Genomic DNA, 17891 nt, shown 5'->3' with positions numbered 1-17891 from the left:
TTCCTCGATTCTCTTATTTTAAAACGGCAGCGGCCTTTTCAACGGCCAGGCCCTCCTTAAAGCGGCACAGATATGCACTGAAAGCCGCCACGTCCTCAGCAACCGGCTGCGTCGTGTGCACCACGGCGTCATGAAACACGCGATTTTGGAGGAAACTTTCCAGCGTCTCGCCTGCGCGGCGGTCTGCGGCATAGGATGCCAGCAGTGCCATACCGTAAGGACCACCCACGGCGGCGGTTTTCATAGTCTGCACCGGCGTGTTTGTTGCGGCGGCCAGGAACTTTGCGCCGACACACTCCTGACGGAACAGACCGCCGTGGCCCATGAGACAATCCAGTGCAACGTGTTCCTGCACTAAAATGTCCATGCCCACTTTCAGCGTGGCCAGTGTGGCATACAGACTGGCGCGGCAGAAGTTAGCAAGGGTAAATCGGCTGTCTGCGGAGCGGAGCAGCAGCGGGTGGCCTGTCTCCACGCCGGTAATCGGCTCGCCGGCCAGATAGTTGTAGAGCAGCACGCCGCCGCAGTCCGGTTCTCCTTCCAGCGCCTTCCTGTAAAGGAGGGGGTAGAGTGCGTCCGCTCCCCCGGACGCACCCATTGCCGCTGCAAGCTCGCCCAGCATCCCGACCCATGCGTTCATATCATTTGTGCAGTTGTTGCAGTGTACCATGGCGACCGGAGCCCCGGCGGGGGTGGTCACCATGTCAATCTCCGGATAATAGGCGCTCAGCGCCTTTTCCAGTACCACCATGGAGAAAACCGACGTTCCAGCGGAGACATTTCCGGTTCGTTTCGCAACGGAATTGGTTGCGGCCATGCCGGTGCCCGCGTCGCCTTCCGGCGGGCAGACGGGAATACCGGGGCGCAGAATACCGGTGGGGTCCAGCGCTCTGGCGCCCGCTTCGGTCAGGCAGCCGGCGCTGTCGCCAGCCAGCAGCACCTTCGGCAGAATATCCCGCAGCGTCCAACCATAGCCGCGATCCGCATTCCGCCGCGCATACTGCTCCAGTTTCCGGGCGTCATAGTCATCGACATCGCTGTCGATGGGGAACATGCCGGAGGCATCGCCGATTCCCAGCACCTTTTGTCCCGTCAGCTGCCAGTGAACATAGCCTGCCAACGTTGTCAGAAAGGAAAGGCGGGACACATGTTCCTCTCCGTTGAGAATCGCCTGTTCCAGATGGGCAATGCTCCAGCGCTGGGGAATGTTGAATTGGAACAGCTCCGACAGTTCCGCCGCGGCCTGAGCGGTGGAGGTATTCTGCCATGTGCGGAAAGGCGTGAGCAATTCCCCCGCCTGATCGAACGGTAAATAGCCGTGCATCATGGCGGAAAAGCCAATGCAGCCAACGGTGGTCAGAGGTACGCCGTACTGCCGCCGAACATCCTCCGCCAGATTCCGGTAGCAGTCCTGCAGACCGCTCCAGACTTCCTCCAGCGAATAGGTCCAGCTGCCGTTTTCATAGGTGCTTTTCCAGTCGTGGCTGCCGGAAGCAACGGGTGAAAAAGTAGCGTCAATTAAAACCGCCTTGATTTTGGTGGAGCCAAGCTCGATTCCAAGCTGCGTTTTTCCGGAGGCAATGGCCTCCCGGATCTCTGATTCTTTCATAATGCGGCCTCTTCTCTCATTTGCTGCGGTTTTTGAGGAATGCGAACACACTCTGCAAAATGATGAAGAAGCACAGCAGTGCGGCGGTAGCAATGTTGGCCCAGCTGGAGAGCAGCTTGCCGTTGGTGGTCACGAGGGTGTTGATCGTACCCGTAATCAGCACGCCGAACAGCGAACCAATCACATTCCCCACGCCACCGGTCAGCAGGGTACCGCCGATGACGGAGGAGGCAATGGCATCCATTTCGAAGCCGCGGGCCTGCTGCACGGAGCCGGACATGGTATTCAGGCAGTAGCAGATACCGCCGATGGAGCACAAAAAGGACGAGAGAATATAAGCTCTCATTTTCGTGCGCCTGACATTCAGGCCCATCATGACGGCGGAGCTTTCGCTGCCGCCGACAGCGTACAAAGAGCGGCCGAATTTGGTGTATTTCAGCACCAGGAAAATAACGGCGACTACCAGCAGCGCAATGATAACGGTGGGGCGGATGTAAGGGATCTGCAGCTTGCCCTTGCTGTTGGTATAGCCAAAGAAAGCAGGCAGATCGATTTTCTGATTGGCCCAGGCATAGAAGGTTGCGTTGGCATCCTGCGTAATGGAGATCTGATCGGTGCAGATCACAGCCGTCATGCCGCGGGCAAAAAACATACCCGCCATGGTGACGATGAAAGGCTGGACTTTCATATAGCCGACCAAATATCCCTGCACCGCGCCAAACACAACGCCGATCAGGAGTACGGCGATCAAAAGTGGAATACAGGGCCAGCCCTTTACACCCATGCCATAGGCTAAAATCATGCAGTCCATGGCGATCAGGGAGCCGACGGAGATGTCGATCCCGCCGGTAAGCATGACGCAGGTCATACCGCAGGCAACACAAATGAGGCCTGCGTTGGTAATCAGCAGGTTCAAAAAAGTCTGTACGTGAGAGAAGCCCTTGTCTGCGTAGATCATGCACCCGATGGCATACATGACCACAAACAGTACGATGGTAATCAAAAGCAGCAGAGAATTGCTGTTCATCGCACGCCTGGTTTGGGGGAGACGCACTTCGGTTTTCATTTTGTGGACATCTCCTTTTTTCCAGAAGTTTCTGCGACTCTTGCAGCCAGCTTGCGGGCGGAACGGGTCTGCATCCACGCCTTGAAGACGGGAGCCTGCACCACAACGATGATCACGACGATGATGGCCTTGATGACCGGCGCCTGATCCGTGGAAACGCCCATGGCCAGCAGCGTGGTGGTGATGGCCTGAATGGTGTAGGCACCGATGATGGAACCGGCCAGGTTGAACTTGCCGCCGCCGAGGGAGTTTCCACCGAGAGCCACCGCCAGAATAGAATCCAGCTCATAATTGAGACCTATGTTGTTGGAATCGGCAGAATAGATTCGGGAGGATGCCACAATACCGGCGATTCCGGCACAAAGGCCGCAGATCAGATAGCAAAGAAAGCAGATTTTGCTGGAGCTGATTCCGGAGATGCGCGCCGCACGACTGTTGATGCCTACGGACTGAATGTAAAGCCCCAGTGCGGTTTTTTTCAGCAGCAGGGAGATCACCGCAATTACTGCAATTGTTATGAAAATGGCGGTTGGAATTGGAATTCCCGGAATAAAGTTACCCAGATATTTATATGGCTCATAGCGGATATAGGTAATCTGGTTATCACACAGCAGCAAGCCGATGGCGCGGGCTGCTGTAAACAAGATCAACGTAGCCACCATAGGCTGAATTTTCAGTTTGGATACCAGAAGCCCGTTGAAAGCGCCGCAGACGCCCCCCAGCAGCACACCGAACAGCATGCCGACGATCATGGGGACGGCCAGTTCCGTTGTGCTGTTGACGCCGTAACCGGCCAGCATCATGCAGCAGCCGCAGGCCGACAGACTCATGACGGAGCCCACGGAAATATCCGTACCAGCGGAAACAGCCACCACCAGCGTCTGTCCAACAGCCAGAATGGCTATTTCACTGCCGCGGTTCAGAATGTCTACCAGTCGGCCGTATAGTACGCCGTTTTTAATGGCAATGGAAAAGAAGTCCGGGCTTTTGATGACATTGATCAGCAGCACCAGGATCATGCAGAACAGCGGCAGAAACAGCGTCTTATTGGTCAGTTTTTTCAAGCTGCTCATTTCTTCTCGCCTCCTGCAATCGCAGACATGACGCTCTCCTGCGTCATGTCGCCCTCGATTTCTCCGACCTTTTCGCCGTCGCGCATAACGCACATCCGTGTGCAGGTGCGGAGCATTTCTTCAATTTCAGAGGAAATAAACACGATGCTCATGCCCTCGGCGGCAAACTGGAGCACCAGTCTTTGAAACTCGGTTTTGGTGCCGATGTCGATGCCGCGGGTGGGTTCGTCCAGAATCAAAAAGTCCGGATGGGTACACAGCCAACGGGCCAGAATGACCTTCTGCTGGTTGCCGCCGGAGAGCTGGTTAAGGGGCGTCTCCCGGGATGCGGTCTTAATTTGCAGCAGATCGACGAAATGATCCGCCATCTCCACCTGCCTGGCCCGGGGAATCCGTTTGAACATACCGCTTCTGGCCTGGAGTGCCAAAATAATATTTTCCCTGACAGACAAATCGCCGATACAGCCATCCGCCTTCCGGTCATCCGGCAAAAAGCCCATACCGACCTTGATGGAATCAATGGGAGAATTGATTTTCAGCGTTTTCCCCCTCATCTGCTCCGTGCCGCTCTGGGCCTTGTCGGCTCCGTAAATACACCGAACCATCTCGCTGCGCCCGCTGCCCAGCAGCCCGGTAACGCCGACCACCTCGCCTTTATGTATTTTAAAGTCAAAGGGCTTGATCGTGCCTTTGTGGCTGAGATGTTCTGCGTCCACCACGATCTCATCACTGACGGAAACACGTCCCTCCGGCTTAATGGAGGCCAGATCGTCGAAGTCCTTGCCCAGCATGGCGGCCACCAGCTTCACTCTGGGAAGCTCTGAAACGGAATACTCCCCTACAAAACGCCCGTTGCGCATGACGGTGATTCGGTCGCAGATTTCATAGACCTGTTCCAGAAAGTGAGTGACAAACACAATACTAACGCCGCTGTCACGCAGGGTGCGCATCAGCTTGAACAGCTTGGCGACCTCTTTGTCATCCAGTGAGGACGTGGGTTCATCCAGAATCAAGAGCTTACAGTCCATGTCCACAGCCCGGGCAATCGCGACCATCTGCTGGATGGCGATGGAGCAGTTTTCCAGCGTTGTGGTCACATCCACATGGATCTCCAGATTGTCCATGATCTTCTGCGCACGCTGGTCCATCGTCTTCCAATCCACCGTGTGAATCCTGGTCCGGGGCTGTCGTCCGACAAACAGATTTTCCGCTACACTCAGGTTGGGGCAGAGGTTGATTTCCTGATAGACGGTCGCAATGCCGATGTTCTGCGCGTCCTGCGTGGAACGGTTCCAAATGTTGCCCTCCGCGCCTTCCATGCACACCTCGCCGGCGTCCCGCTCATAGACGCCGGTCAGACATTTGATAATCGTCGATTTTCCTGCACCGTTTTCACCCATCAGCGCGTGAACCTCGCCCCTTCGCAGCGTCAGCTGCGCGTGATCCAAAGCGGTCACGCCGGGAAAGGTTTTGGTAATATCACGCATTGTTAACAGTACTTGTTCCTCCATGGCTGTTGCTCCCTTTTTATAATCTGAAAAGGGTGGCTCCAAAATTAGGAGCCACCCTTTCCCTGTCACGTATTAGTAGGCGGCGTCAACAACATCCTGTGTCACATGCACCAGAGGCTCGGTAACATCCTTACCCGCATTGTTGGTGTAAGCAATTTCGGTCAGACCTTCTTCGGAGACATACCAAGGCTCTTCCATGTAGGTCTTCTTATCGACCGTCTGACCAGCTGCCAGCTTGGAAACAATGTCAGCGCAGAAGGGTCCCTGCAGGGGGTTGCACTGGAAATCGGCATTGATCTTGCCGGCCAGCACATCCGTCAAACCGGCAGTGCAAGCGTCGAAGGAGATCAGGATCACGTCGCCGCCCACGCCGTAGCTGATACCAGCGGCGCTCATAGCATCCTCGGCGCCGAAGGCCTCGTTATCATTCTGGCAGACAACCACGTTGAACTTACCGGCGTAGGACTTGCAGTAGGATTCCATGACCTTCTGGCCGCCCTCCTGCGTGAAGTCGCCGCTTTGAGAGTCGATGATTTTCCAGCCGTTCTCATCGGCAAGCTTCTTGAAGCCGTTGGTACGGCCGATCTGGGCGGAGGAACCGGTGGTCCCCTCAATGACCAGAACATTCAGCTCGGAGATGCCCTTCAGCTTGGCATAGTCCCTTAACCATGCGCCAGCGGCCAGGCCCTCGTTTGTGAACTCGGAGCCGACCCAGGAGATGTACTTGTCGGAGTCGTCTATTGTACGGTCAATGACGATCACAGGGATTCCGGCGTCGTCGGCCTCAGTCAGGACCGTGTCCCAGCCGGTGGAGACAATGGGGTCAATGACTATGTAATCAACATCCTGCTCGATGAAGTTCCGGACCGCCTCAAGCTGCGCGGCGGAGTCGTTGTCGCAGTCCACAAACTGCAGGTCGAAGCCATTCTCTTTGGAAAACGCCTCCTGCACGGACTTGGTAGAAGCGGTGCGCCAGTCAGACTCGTGGCCGACCTGTGCAAAGCCGACGGTAATCAGTTGATCCCCGGACCCGGACGCAGCCGCACTGCTTGCGCTGCCGCTGCCGCTGGCGGCAGCGGTGCTTGGGGTGGAGCCGCAGGCTGCAAGAGAGGCTGCCATGATCAGAGAAAGTGCAAGTGCCAAAAACTTCTTCATTGTGAATGCTCCCTTTCATCTTGATATTTTAATATGCATGCGTGTCTCCAACACGCGGAGCCGTAAGTTTAAGCGCTTAATTTTTATGTAAATAATTAGTTTTATTTTTTCTTGCGCCTTTAGTTGTAGTTTAGCACTATTGCACAAATATGTCAATTGAAACCGCCGGTACGTAAACGATTTTCTGCACATTGGCCAATAAACACCGCAAATTTTTAGATAAATAGCAAGGTACTTACTTGATTAAGCACTAAATTATTTTCTTAATAATTTGTTAAATTTAGTTGTAGGCATTGCTATTTTATATAAATTTATATATAATGCAGATAAAGAGGCCTATGTCGTATATTATAGATAAAGGAATTGAGGCTATGACTGTTACTGCGAAAGAGATTGCTGAAAAGCTTGGCGTTTCCCCCGCGGCTGTCTCGCTGGCGATGAACGGAAAGCCCGGGGTAAGTGTTGCGACCCGAGAAAAAATTCTGGCAGAGGCTGTTCGCGTGGGGTATGCCAAGCAAACCGAATCGGCGCCGACTTCCGCTCAAAATATTCGCTATGTAATTTTTCTGGACGGCGGATCCACCGTGAAGGAAACGTCCTTCTACTCGATTGTCTTGCAGGGTATTGAATCCAAAGCGAAGGCCTACGGTTATAACGTGCTGATCAGCTACTTCGATGCAAACGGAAATTGGGATGAGCAAATTGCAAGCATCTGCAAGGATGTCGCGGGGTTAATTGTTCTGGCCACAGAAATCGAGGATCGGCATATTCGTAAAGCCATTGAACACGGTCTGGGAAAGCAGCCAATTCCCGTGGTGCTGGTGGATAATGCCACCAGTATGGTGGATGTGGACTGCGTTGTAACCGACAATCTTGGCGGCGCGTATCACGCGGTTATGTATCTGCTGAACAAAAATCATCCCGATGTGGGATACCTTCGCTCTAAAAGCCGCATTGACTCTTTTGATGAGCGCGAATCCGGCGTTATGAAAGCGCGCCGGAAATTCGGCATCAGCGAGCACACGCCGCTGCAGCGAATTTGTGTCGGTATTTCTTCCGAAGATGCATTTTATGATATGGCTAAATGGCTCGACGACGGCGGCAAGCCGCTCTCCGCCTTTTTTGCAGACAACGATATTATTGCGGCCGCCTGTATCCGTGCATTCAAGTCAAGAGGGTACCGTATCCCGGAGGATGTTTCCATTGTCGGATTTGACGATATGCCGGTTTGCACGATGGTTGACCCGCCGCTCACGACCATCCGGGTCATGAAAAGTCTGATGGGAACGACCTCAATGGACTTGTTGTACCAGCGGATTCAGGACGGCGCGCACGCGTTGTCCGATGAGAGGATCGGCGTGCTGCGCACAACGATTTCGACACACCTTGTAGAAAGAGAAAGTGCCGTCAGTTATCATTCCGAAAAATAAAATCAGAAGCAAAGAACAGGCTGAACGTTGTTTCTTCAGCCTGTTCTTTATGCAATTCTTTGAGTCAGAGAGTTACTCCTCCAGATCTCTATAGGCAGCCGTCATTTCAAGGTGCTTGCTCAGATGATTTCTGCCTTCCAGCGTGATTTTAGACTGATCCAGACCGGACGACGGGCCGGAGTCTGCGGATCCGTTCCGATCTGCGCCGCTCAATTTAATATAGCGTTTCTCCTGCATATTCAATATTGCGGAATCAAACTCGTCCTTCGAGCTTCCCAGTTTTTCATAGTATTCCAAATGCGGCGTTTTGCCTTTTGACATCTGGTTCAAGATGCTAAGCTCTAACTGTTCCGATGAAATCTTCATTACCGACCAACCTTTTCTGCATGATTGATACCACTAGTCTATCCCATGTCATAAAAAATATTTAAAAAAAGCGCCGCGGGAGAATTCCCGCGGCGCTTTAAGGCATTTCTGTATCTTTCTATGAGTGGTTGGAAAATCAGCCGGTGAATTCCTGCGTCCAGTAGTTTCCGTCTGCCACGTATCCAACGCCGATCTGGGTATAGGAAGCGTTGAGAATGTTGGCCCGGTGACCGGAAGAATTCATCCAGGCGTTCATAACCGCCTCGGGTGTGGCATAGCCCATGGCAATATTTTCGCCTGCGGCACGGTAGCTGATCCCGAAGGATTTAAGCATATCGAAGGGGGAACCGTAAGTGGGGCTTTCGTGAGCGAAGTAGTGCTTGTCATGCATATCCTGGGACTTGACCCGTGCCACGTTGGACAGCGTCGTGCTGAGTGTCAGCGGCTGCAGGCCATTGGCAGCGCGCTGTTCGTTAACAAGCGCCGCGACTTGCTCCTCAAAGCTCTTCTTGTCCGCGTTTTGCGTGTTTGAGGAAGTAGAACCGTTCTGATTGGAAGGGGTTGTGCCCGGAGCAGACTGTCCGCTGCCGGAAGGTTTGGTCTGATTGCCTGTGTTCGCATTGCCTCCGGCGGGTGCGGACGTGCCGGTATTGCCGGTCGTGCTAGGCTGCTGTGCGGGTTTATCTGTCCCGTTGGAAGTGGGGACGGTAGCCGTCGTATTCCCGCAGCCCGGCAGGGTAATACCCAAGGAATTCAGATTGACGCCGCATTTATTCAAGAAACTGTTGATACACTGCATCAGTGTGTTTCCAGACGCCTGAGAGACTTTCGTGTTACATGCGGTCTGAATGTCAGCGGTATTGCATCCGCTGGAAGTCGGGGCAGATGCCGCAGCAGGGGCAGAGCTGTTCTGAATGGCAGATTCGGGTTTTGCTGCGGCTTTCGTCCCCGCTGTTTGCGCGGCAGTCTTTGTCTGTGTGACTGCCTTTTCAGAAGGAGAGGACGCCTTTACGGCAGCACCTGTGTTGCAGTTTGCCGGCTTAGAGGCTGTGGTCGGGCAGGAGCTCTTATCGGCAGCGGCCTGAACGTTCGCTGCGCACTGCTTGTCGGCGGTATCCTGCTTTGCGGTATTCGGGCAGGTCTGGTTTTTTCCAGCTGTGTCTGGCTGGGTTTCGGCCAATCCCCCGGTACTGTCGCAGACCTGCCCGGACGGGCAATTGGAATACAGATTTCCCAACAGAGATTTCAGATCCGAATCGGACAGAACATTGGAAGAATCCGAACCGTATGGGCTGGTACAACTGCCGGAATTCGATAAGCAGTTTGAGCTGCCTGCATTCGATAGAATGGTGTTCCAGTCAGAGCCGCTTCCGGGGCAGGATGTTCCGTAGTAGGTAAAGCTCTGCGCCGAGGCGCTTACCGTCAAACCGGCCGCGAGAGTCGCTGATGTAAGGAGAAAGATGAGTTTATTTTTTACGTTTTTCATTTGGCCACCTCCGTACAACCATTGTAACTGATTTGTAACTTTTTGCAATCTGTAAATGTTTCCAAGGCAGCCTCTGTATGGAAGATGGGCACGGAGTCCAAAAAAACACCGGCAGCCACAAAAGCGGCTGCCGGCATCGGATCTGTTTTTCGATACAGTTTACGGTGCTCTGAACAAAACGGTCATACTATAGTCTACTCCCACCCCAGACGAGCTGAAGTCCACGTTGATGTTCTGGAAAATGATCCGCAGGCGGTATCCGTTCTGCTCTGTGTCCAGGGTCAGCTGTTCTGCGGGTAACCCGTTCATGGAATCGGGAGCCGCGTCAATAAGCGTTCCGGTAAAATCGTAAAGATCCGTCCCAACCAACTCCGTGCCGTCCGCTGCCTGAACGGATACCCGGACATCGCGGTCGGAGATACGCGATGCAGACATGCGATACGCATTGTCCCGAATTGTAAATGAGCTGGACTGGTCATGCGAATCATACCGACCGGAATTTAAATTGGCGGAAATATCATAGCCGGAAATAGACATGGGAGCATTGGGCGCTATAGAGAATTGGCTATATTTGGTGTTCGGGTCATACCCGGAATACGTGGAGTCAAACCCGAACGTAGTCCTCATATCTTCGTAAAGCTCAAAGTCTTGCGGGAGCCATGAAAGCTGATCCAAAGCGGCATGGCCCTCCAGATAGGAGAGAATGCTGGTGGTTTCCCTTTTGGTTTCGTCAGAGGCATTGGATTTGGGCGTCAACACGTCGCCGCTGAGCATTCCCTCCGCTTGAAGAATGCGCTCCAGTCGGCTGACCTGACTGTGCCGGGATACGCTGAAGGCGTCCACGGGAGGGATGATGGAGACGACCGCAAAGCCAGCTGCCAACAGAGCAATCAGGCGGTTTCCGGTAACCGGGCGAACGCTGAGTATAACACCGATTGCAAGGGAGAAAACGCCAAACAGTGCCAAATAGTACCGGGACTCCGTGACACCATAGGCTTTAAGACGGATGCCGACGGAAACCATCTGCAGGACCACAATTGGGACCAGCGCCTTTGGAAACAGCTTGCGGTACCAGACCGCAAAACGGTTTTGCGCCAGACTGGCCAGAACAAGCAGGACCAGTCCCACCGCCGAATATGCAAGAATCAGAGGCCCCAGTTGCCCCGAGGGCCATTTGTGGGTCATGAGAATTTTGACAAAGTAGGCAGCCAGAACGGCGGTGTATGCTCCCATCAGCGGGATGGCAATATAGGAGATCAGAATCTCCAAAAACCGTGGATACTTACCTGCGCGTTCCTCCCTCGAGGCATCCTCTTCGCGGCCAAATTCAGGAAGGAGGGAAAGGTCGCATATGCCTGCGAACAGGAACCACACCACAGACAGCATATAGCGATATACGACACTGTCAACCTGAAACAAAAGGATGTCCACCGCGCTTAAAATGGCCGCAATACCGCCAGAAAGCACAGCGGCATACAGCACCGATGTGAAGACAGCCTTGAAGTGGGTCAGGGCAACTCGATTAAAGTCTGTCTTTCCGTTTACAGAGGGTAGCCAGAGAATCGCACAGATCAGTGCAAACACAGCGACAGCCGAGCGAACGCCAATTTCGGGGCCGATTCTGGGGGCGGGCCGCAAAAGAAAGAAAAATCCCACCGCCAGCGCCGCTGATACGATGTGAGCCGCAGCGCGCAGCGCGCCAAGCTTTAAAACATTTTCCACTGCAAACTGGGCGGCCATGGACAAAACCGCTGCAACCAGAAACGTAAGCGCCAATTTCTCCAGAATCAGAGGTGAAGTGCTGCGCAGAAAAATCACGTAGCAGGAGACGGCAGTGATCCCTGCCAGGCAGAGAACTGTGAGTGGAAATCGGACAATTGCCCGCGACAGGTCTTTTCCAGTTGTTTTGATAAATCCACCGAACTGTTTCATCAGATACCTCCTGTTAGACATGTTTATAGTATATACTAATTGGGCCAATTCAGTCATTGCGATTCTCGGATTATCCTGTGGGACGTCGCCTTGAGATAAGCCCCTTAGATGACTTGCCGGGGAAAGTCGCGCATCTGGCAGACTTTTCCCGGCAAGATACCCTGATGAGACGTGTTCAGTCCACCCTGCAGTCGGTGGGGTCATGCTGCGGCAAGAAAGGCGTCAACGCGTTTTTTGACGGTCGATTGGCTGCGGATAGCGGTAGATATCCCCGCGGAAATTCTCCATAACGACCTCGCGGTCGTCTTTGGAGATGACATAGTTGTAGTTGATTGGTACCTTTCCGCCGCCGCCCGGCGCATCAATCACAAATTTCGGCACGGCGTAGCCGGAGATATTCCCGGTGAGGGCGTGCATGATTTCGATCCCCTCGTCCACGGTCGTACGGAAGTGCCCGATGCCGCGGGACAGATCGCATTGGTAGAGGTAATAGGGCCGCACCCTCAAATGCACCAGCTTCAAAAACAGTTCCTTCAAAATCTCTGTACGGTCGTTGATCCCCCGCAGCAAAACAGTCTGGTTTCCAAGGGGAATCCCCGCGTCCACGATTGTGGCACAGGCCTTTCCAGACTCAGGCGTGATCTCCCTTGGATGAGTGAAATGGGTGTTGATCCAGATAGGCTGGTACTTTTTCAGCATCGTGAGCAGCTCCTCCGTAATCCGCATGGGCAGCACCACCGGCACGCGCGTGCCAATCCGGATGATGTCCACATGCGGGATGGCGCGAAGCTCAGAGATGATATGTTCCAGTTTTTCCGTACCCATAACCAGCGGGTCGCCGCCGGAAATCAGCACGTCCCGGATCTCCGGATGGCTCCGGATATACGCAAGCGCCGTTTTCAGCGCCGGCTCAGAAATAATTCGGTCCTCTTCCCCCACGACGCGGCGGCGCGTGCAGTAGCGGCAATAAGTGGAGCATTGCAGCGTAATCAAAAACAGCACCCGGTCCGGGTAGCGGTGTACGATGTGCGGCACTGGACTTTCACTGACCTCGCCAAGCGGGTCCGCCATGTCGTCTTCACAAGGGTAGGTCTCCTGTATGGAGGGAACGCAGACCTTGCGGATGGGGTCATCCGGGTCATCCGGGTTGATGAGGGACGCGTAATAGGGGGTGATCGCCATGCGGAACGCCGAGAGGCACTGTCCCACGTCGCTTCTCTCCGTCTCCGTCATCCCAAGAAAGCCGGCAATCCCGTCCGCCGTGGTAATGCGGTTGGAGACCTGCCACTTCCAGTCGTTCCATTTCGGATAATGGGCGGCATAATCCTTGCATCGCTTCATGTCACCGCCTCCATCCGCAGCGGCTGAGCCCCGCGTTTAGTACGGAGTACACCAGCTCTTTGTACGGTACGCCGGAAAACTCCGCCAACATGGGATAGTCGCTATAGCCTGGGGCCAGGCCCGGAAGCGGATTGATTTCGATAAAATAGAGTCTGCCTTCGTCCGAAAGGCGGAAATCCACCCGCGCAAAATCCTGACAGCCGATAGCTTCGTAAACCCGGCGGGCGGTTTTTGTCATTTCCTCCTCCTGCTCGCGCGTCAGTCGCGCAGGGCACTCATAGTCCACAAAGCTCTGGTAGTCCTGCTTCACTCCGAAGCTGTAAATCCGGTAGTCCCGATCCGTATTTTTGCGGAAGACGATCTCCATGGGGGGGAAAACGCGCAGCGTCTCGCCGTTTCCCAGCAGTCCGACGGTGAACTCCCGCCCTGCAATGTACTCCTCCGCCAACACAGGGCCGCCGTAAAGCTTCAGGCTCCGCTCCGCCAGCGCATGCAGCTCCGCTCTGTCGGAGGCCACACAGGCATCCGGGATCCCTTTGCTGGAGCCCTCCGCGTTCGGCTTCACGATGAGGGGGAAGCGCAGGCCCCTCGTCCGGATGTCCCCCTCCTTCAGAAAAACCCGGGACTTGGGAGTTCGTATGCGATATGTGGAGAGAAGGCGTTTGCAAAGTGCCTTGTCAAGCGCAACGCAAAGAGTTGTCTCGTCCGAGCCGGTGAACGGAATCCCAAGCAGATTCAAAAGCGCAGGCGTCTCCGCCTCTCTTCCTCTGCCGCTTCTGCCCTCGGCGATGTTGAAGGCAATGTCGATATGTGCCGCTGTCAGTCTTTCGGGAAGCGTTTCATCGCACTCCAGCAAAACCGATTGGATTCCGAAGGAGGCCAGCGCGTCGCGGATTGCATAAACCGTGTCCATGCTGTCGTACTCCGCCTCTGCGTCGGGAATTTCGCCGTTGATTTTCCGTTTACAGTTAAAAAGAATGCCAACCACAGGTTGGTGAGACGGGAGCGGCACATCACCGGTTTTTTCTTCCATTTTCATCACATCTTTCTCACGTTGATCTCTGAATTTCCAATCACGCCGTCTGTGCCTGACTGAAATTCTGCAAATGGTATACAGCATTCCGCGCCGTAAGTCAATCCTTTTTTTACATAAACAGAACTTTTTATCGTCCGGCATTTTTTCCGCTTTCGTGGGTACATATAGCACCCGCTTCCAGCGCACAACAAAGCAGTTGGGCGTCATGTGGCGCCCGGCCCGCGCCGCATCAATCACATGCATCGTAATCAATTCATATCCTGACTCAGAGGTGATTATCTCATGGTAACCTATATCATTCAGCAGGGCGATACACTTTACAAGATCGCAAATCAATACGGGGTGAGCGTGCAGGACGTTATCACTGCTAATCCCGGCGTCAATCCGTTCAACCTTCATGTCGGCCAGATCATCCGAGTTCCAACAGGTACAACTAATAACCAGCAATATATTTACCAGGGACAGCAACCCGCCCAGCAGCCTATGCAGCAGCCTATGCAGCAAGTTCCTCAGCTTCCGCAGCAAATTATCCAGCAAACACCGCAATCGCCCAGCTGCCCAAATGGCAGCCAATCATGCCCTCTCGGCAATATCACATAATACGCGCCCCGCCCCCTGTCCTGATCGGATGGAGGCGGGGCTTTTACTTATTGTGGCGCTTCTGTAAGGCTGGAGACGTTTACAGTTCGATGGTCATCCGGCTCGCTGAGCGGGTGGATGTTTGCGGTACCCTTGTCATCAGAAACGCTGTCAATATAAATAGGAACGCCTATATGAGTGACGTTTGCCATATGCTGTGATGCACAGATCTCTTTTGCACGTTTCGAATCCATTACGATTCTCCTTTCTTTTATAATAAAATAGAATGAGCGATCGGCTTGTAAATATGCAGGCGGCGGTCCTATTTCTGCCGGTAAAGTTATACTTTCCCGGAGCTTCCCGATCGGCAGGCTCCGGGAAACACTTGCAGCCGCAATATTGAAATGCGGTGTGCACGCAGTATTGGGCATCCAAAATACATCCAAAATTTTGACAGTGTAACAATTTTCAATACGCCCATACTACCTTTATGAAAAGAGGATGGGATGCATTGAAGATTCAACGAATTATATTCCTGGTGGCGGCTGTCCTATTATTGGGAAGCGTGGTGGCTTCAGAAACAGCCATTTCCGTGGATTCTCAAGTTGAAATTCCAGCAGGCGAAAAATATATTGCTCTGACTTTCGACGACGGCCCGAAAGCAGATACCACCTCTCGACTTCTGGATGGGCTTCGTGATCGGGGCGCTAAAGCAACCTTTTTTCTGGTGGGTAAGCAAATTGAACCCAATGCCGCTTTGGTAAAGCGTATGAAAGCAGAAGGACATCAAATCGGAAACCATACTTGGGATCATTTAAAACTACAAGGAGCGTCTTCACAGGCAGTATTGGAGGAAGTCTCCAAGACCGACGCCGAGCTTTGCAGCCTGCTTGGTGATGACGAATATTGGGTGCGTCCGCCCTTCGGCCAAATAGATCAATGTCAGGAAGCGCTGTTCACAGTTCCTCTCGTGAAATGGTCCGTTGACCCCTGGGACTGGAAGCTAAGAAATACAGATAAGGACGTTGCGGCAGTACTGAAACAGGTAAAATCAGGGGATATTATTCTTATGCATGATACCGTGCCGGAATCGGTTGACGCTGCGCTGAAAATCATAGACGTTTTACAAGAAAAGGGATATGTGTTTGTTACGGTGAAGGAGCTGTTGGAGAAAAACAAAGTAACGCCGCAGCCTTGCATTATGTATTATTCGGACAAAAGGCACTCATAAAACTGCCCCGGGGCTTACCAATAGGAGCCCCGGGGACAGCTTTTGTGTTTCGGCAGGCCACCGGAAATAGAATGCTCAATCGTCGGCATTGCGGCGGCTCCGGCCCGAGTGTACCAGATGCCATTTATGTTGATTCCGCCTCTATTGTCCTGCAGATTATTGCCTACTATGGTAGCGACTTTGTCATAGTATGTTGTTATACAAATTGCAGCAGAGCTATTGTTGAGTTTTCTCACACAAGTATAGTCGCTGATATTTTCCTTGTTACCGTTGATGCTCCTAAAGATAGATGGCATTTCCGCTGCCGTCAGACTGATTTTGTCGGCCATGGTAATCCGTTCCAGCCAATATCTTCGTTTTATGGCGTGCTCCTTGGATTATAGCATGATTCAGCAGCTCACTTGGCAATCCAGCTGCCTTTTCAGCAGTGGGTTCAGGGATCGCCAATCTCTAATATAAGAATTATCCTGCTGTGTGAAAGCCGCGAACAACCGATAAACCAAAACACTCACCCTATGGATGGTTTTCTTCATCTCTCATATATTGTTTCTAAAGAAATAAACTATATGAAAATAGCGATAATTTCACATTGCAAACGTTAAAATAGCTTTAAAATCCTCTTAAGATCCTGAATCAGCAATTTTTCTATGCTGGAAGTATTCTTTCTGTAAATCATAAATACGGCAAGTTTTCTTGGCGTATCAATTATAGGAACCATAAAAACTTCATTATCTTTACTGGATTCATTTCCAATTAAAGAACAGCCTGGTGCTATTCCAACGGAAGTTCCGTTGACAACCGCCTGCCTAACCGTATCCGGTTGATTAAGTACAGTAAGACGCCCGCAAATTTCCTGAAATTCAGTTATTCCGATTTGCTTCAAGCAGCACTGAGAAATAACTATGTGTTCAGAAAGCAACTCGCTTTGCATTATACCGTCATTTCTTGCAAACTCAGAATCAGTATTGACATAGCAACACATCTTATCTTCAAAAAGCTCTTCAATAATATAATTTAAGTTTCTTAGTATACGCTTATAATACGGTAATTCTTCCACCGCGCAGTGGCTAATTGTGATGTCGGCGCTTCCATTAATTACATTATCTAACCCCAAAGAGTCCTTGACTTCCAACATAGTGTTTGAATATCGTTCACTCAGAATTAGCTTTGACAGTTCTAGACTTAAATAACTGCATAAACATGGATATGCGCAGATACATATACTTTCTTTTTTGCCAATGATGTAATCTGTATTCAACTCAAGCATTCGATCATACCCATCGCTTATTTCCTGCATATGGGCAAGTGCTTCTCTCCCTTTCTCTGTTAATTCTACGCCCTTTGCGGAGCGATTTAAAAGTTGGTAACCCAATTCGGATTCCATAGAGTGTATTACGGAACTGAGTGTACTTTGACTTATAAATAACTTCTTTGCCGCAGATAGAATTGAATGGCATTGAGTTACTTTAATGAAGTATCTTATGTATTCAATTCTCACGGGCTTCATCCTCTGTTCTTTTGAGTTGAAATTATAACCCAATAAGAATATTCTGTCAATTTATGTGCAATTTCCATAATGAGTTGTTTGCAAATGCTTTTTATATTTAAATTATGGTGTGACACACAAATTCTGCAACTATGTAAAGGTGCTAACGAAATATGCGATGTCTCCCGCTTGAAATTATGTATATGGTAAAAAGCCAAATATCTTGTTTTTAAATCCCAGAGGGCTTGCCTAATTTGTTTTATAAAGTAAAATTATAAATACACTAGGAAGAGGTTCAAAAAAGAATACCTGAGCGGAATCATGCATAGTGCGTCTTGTCCAAGTATTGCTTGATGGCGTCTGCGGCGCCTGAACTCACGCTACCGTTCTGCTCAAGTGTTCGTAGTGCGAATTGCGTACAAAAGTAATTCTAGGGGAGTGAAAGCATGGGTGATGATTTATTGAGGGAGATCTCTGCTGGCAGCGAAGACGCAAGGAAGGGCGGGTTTCTGACATTATATAAGTTGCGATGAGACGAATGGTATCGCAATTGAAAAAGTCTTGAAAATTATCGGAATACCGCCGATTAC

General features: G+C 51.9%; 16 protein-coding genes. 3 read left to right on the top strand and 13 right to left on the bottom strand.

Features of this window, described 5'->3' with window-relative positions; all coding sequences use genetic code 11:
* Nucleotides 1-13: 13 nt before the first annotated feature.
* The 5 genes from ABWQ15_RS07680 to ABWQ15_RS07660 all read right to left on the bottom strand — a co-directional run bounded on the left by ABWQ15_RS07680 (nucleotide 14) and on the right by ABWQ15_RS07660 (nucleotide 6414).
* Nucleotides 14-1609, bottom strand: coding sequence for a xylulokinase (locus ABWQ15_RS07680; protein WP_353908173.1), 1596 nt, complete (start codon nucleotides 1607-1609; stop codon nucleotides 14-16).
* A gap of 16 nt (nucleotides 1610-1625) precedes the next feature.
* Nucleotides 1626-2675 (bottom strand): ABC transporter permease subunit, encoded by a 1050-nt coding sequence (locus ABWQ15_RS07675; RefSeq protein ID WP_353908172.1) that lies wholly within the window; start codon nucleotides 2673-2675, stop codon nucleotides 1626-1628.
* Nucleotides 2672-3748 (bottom strand): ABC transporter permease, encoded by a 1077-nt coding sequence (locus ABWQ15_RS07670; protein WP_353908171.1) that lies wholly within the window; start codon nucleotides 3746-3748, stop codon nucleotides 2672-2674. Before ABWQ15_RS07670 ends, ABWQ15_RS07675 begins: the two co-directional genes overlap by 4 nt.
* Complete coding sequence (locus ABWQ15_RS07665) at nucleotides 3745-5259, bottom strand: sugar ABC transporter ATP-binding protein (RefSeq protein WP_353908170.1); 1515 nt, start codon at nucleotides 5257-5259, stop codon at nucleotides 3745-3747. Before ABWQ15_RS07665 ends, ABWQ15_RS07670 begins: the two co-directional genes overlap by 4 nt.
* A 72-nt stretch (nucleotides 5260-5331) precedes the next feature.
* Nucleotides 5332-6414, bottom strand: a complete 1083-nt coding sequence (locus ABWQ15_RS07660; RefSeq protein ID WP_353908169.1) for an ABC transporter substrate-binding protein — start codon at nucleotides 6412-6414, stop codon at nucleotides 5332-5334.
* A 371-nt stretch (nucleotides 6415-6785) separates the two neighbouring features.
* Here ABWQ15_RS07660 and ABWQ15_RS07655 point away from each other — a divergent pair, with 371 nt between their 5' ends.
* The gene (locus ABWQ15_RS07655; protein ID WP_353908168.1) at nucleotides 6786-7844 is read left to right on the top strand and encodes a LacI family DNA-binding transcriptional regulator; all 1059 of its coding nucleotides are present in this window, start codon (nucleotides 6786-6788) and stop codon (nucleotides 7842-7844) included.
* Between the two features lie 72 nt (nucleotides 7845-7916).
* Here the strand turns inward: ABWQ15_RS07655 and ABWQ15_RS07650 are convergent, their stop codons facing one another.
* The 5 genes from ABWQ15_RS07650 to ABWQ15_RS07630 all read right to left on the bottom strand — a co-directional run bounded on the left by ABWQ15_RS07650 (nucleotide 7917) and on the right by ABWQ15_RS07630 (nucleotide 14008).
* A complete protein-coding gene (locus tag ABWQ15_RS07650) occupies nucleotides 7917-8210 on the bottom strand; it encodes a hypothetical protein (RefSeq protein WP_353908167.1) in 294 nt (97 codons plus the stop codon).
* A 136-nt stretch (nucleotides 8211-8346) separates the two neighbouring features.
* Nucleotides 8347-9696 (bottom strand): CAP domain-containing protein, encoded by a 1350-nt coding sequence (locus ABWQ15_RS07645; RefSeq protein ID WP_353908166.1) that lies wholly within the window; start codon nucleotides 9694-9696, stop codon nucleotides 8347-8349.
* 159 nt (nucleotides 9697-9855) lie between these two features.
* The gene (locus ABWQ15_RS07640) at nucleotides 9856-11628 is read right to left on the bottom strand and encodes a DUF4153 domain-containing protein (protein ID WP_353908165.1); all 1773 of its coding nucleotides are present in this window, start codon (nucleotides 11626-11628) and stop codon (nucleotides 9856-9858) included.
* Between the two features lie 222 nt (nucleotides 11629-11850).
* Nucleotides 11851-12969, bottom strand: a complete 1119-nt coding sequence (locus tag ABWQ15_RS07635; RefSeq protein ID WP_353908164.1) for a KamA family radical SAM protein — start codon at nucleotides 12967-12969, stop codon at nucleotides 11851-11853.
* 1 nt (nucleotide 12970) lies between these two features.
* Complete coding sequence (locus ABWQ15_RS07630) at nucleotides 12971-14008, bottom strand: D-alanine--D-alanine ligase family protein (RefSeq protein ID WP_353908163.1); 1038 nt, start codon at nucleotides 14006-14008, stop codon at nucleotides 12971-12973.
* Between the two features lie 279 nt (nucleotides 14009-14287).
* On the opposite strand from ABWQ15_RS07630, the gene ABWQ15_RS07625 reads away from it, so the two are divergent.
* Nucleotides 14288-14605, top strand: coding sequence for a LysM peptidoglycan-binding domain-containing protein (locus tag ABWQ15_RS07625; protein WP_353908162.1), 318 nt, complete (start codon nucleotides 14288-14290; stop codon nucleotides 14603-14605).
* Nucleotides 14606-14652: 47 nt separating this feature from the next.
* Here ABWQ15_RS07625 and ABWQ15_RS07620 read toward each other — a convergent pair whose 3' ends face one another.
* Nucleotides 14653-15015, bottom strand: a complete 363-nt coding sequence (locus tag ABWQ15_RS07620) for an H-type small acid-soluble spore protein (protein WP_353908161.1) — start codon at nucleotides 15013-15015, stop codon at nucleotides 14653-14655.
* Between the two features lie 80 nt (nucleotides 15016-15095).
* Between ABWQ15_RS07620 and ABWQ15_RS07615 the strand changes: the two genes are divergently transcribed.
* Nucleotides 15096-15815: a polysaccharide deacetylase family protein gene (locus ABWQ15_RS07615; protein ID WP_353908160.1), complete on the top strand. Its 720-nt coding sequence runs from the start codon at nucleotides 15096-15098 to the stop codon at nucleotides 15813-15815.
* Between the two features lie 14 nt (nucleotides 15816-15829).
* On the opposite strand, the gene ABWQ15_RS07610 is transcribed toward ABWQ15_RS07615, so the two are convergent.
* Nucleotides 15830-16144 carry a hypothetical protein gene (locus ABWQ15_RS07610; RefSeq protein ID WP_353908159.1) on the bottom strand — a complete coding sequence of 105 codons (315 nt, stop codon included), beginning with the start codon at nucleotides 16142-16144 and terminating at the stop codon, nucleotides 15830-15832.
* Between the two features lie 269 nt (nucleotides 16145-16413).
* Nucleotides 16414-17313 (bottom strand): LysR family transcriptional regulator, encoded by a 900-nt coding sequence (locus ABWQ15_RS07605; RefSeq protein ID WP_353908158.1) that lies wholly within the window; start codon nucleotides 17311-17313, stop codon nucleotides 16414-16416.
* Nucleotides 17314-17891 lie beyond the last annotated feature (578 nt).

The sequence above is a fragment of the Oscillibacter sp. genome (assembly GCF_040505565.1).
Taxonomy (GTDB): domain Bacteria; phylum Bacillota; class Clostridia; order Oscillospirales; family Oscillospiraceae; genus Oscillibacter.
This window is presented reverse-complemented; position numbering and strand designations above follow the sequence as displayed.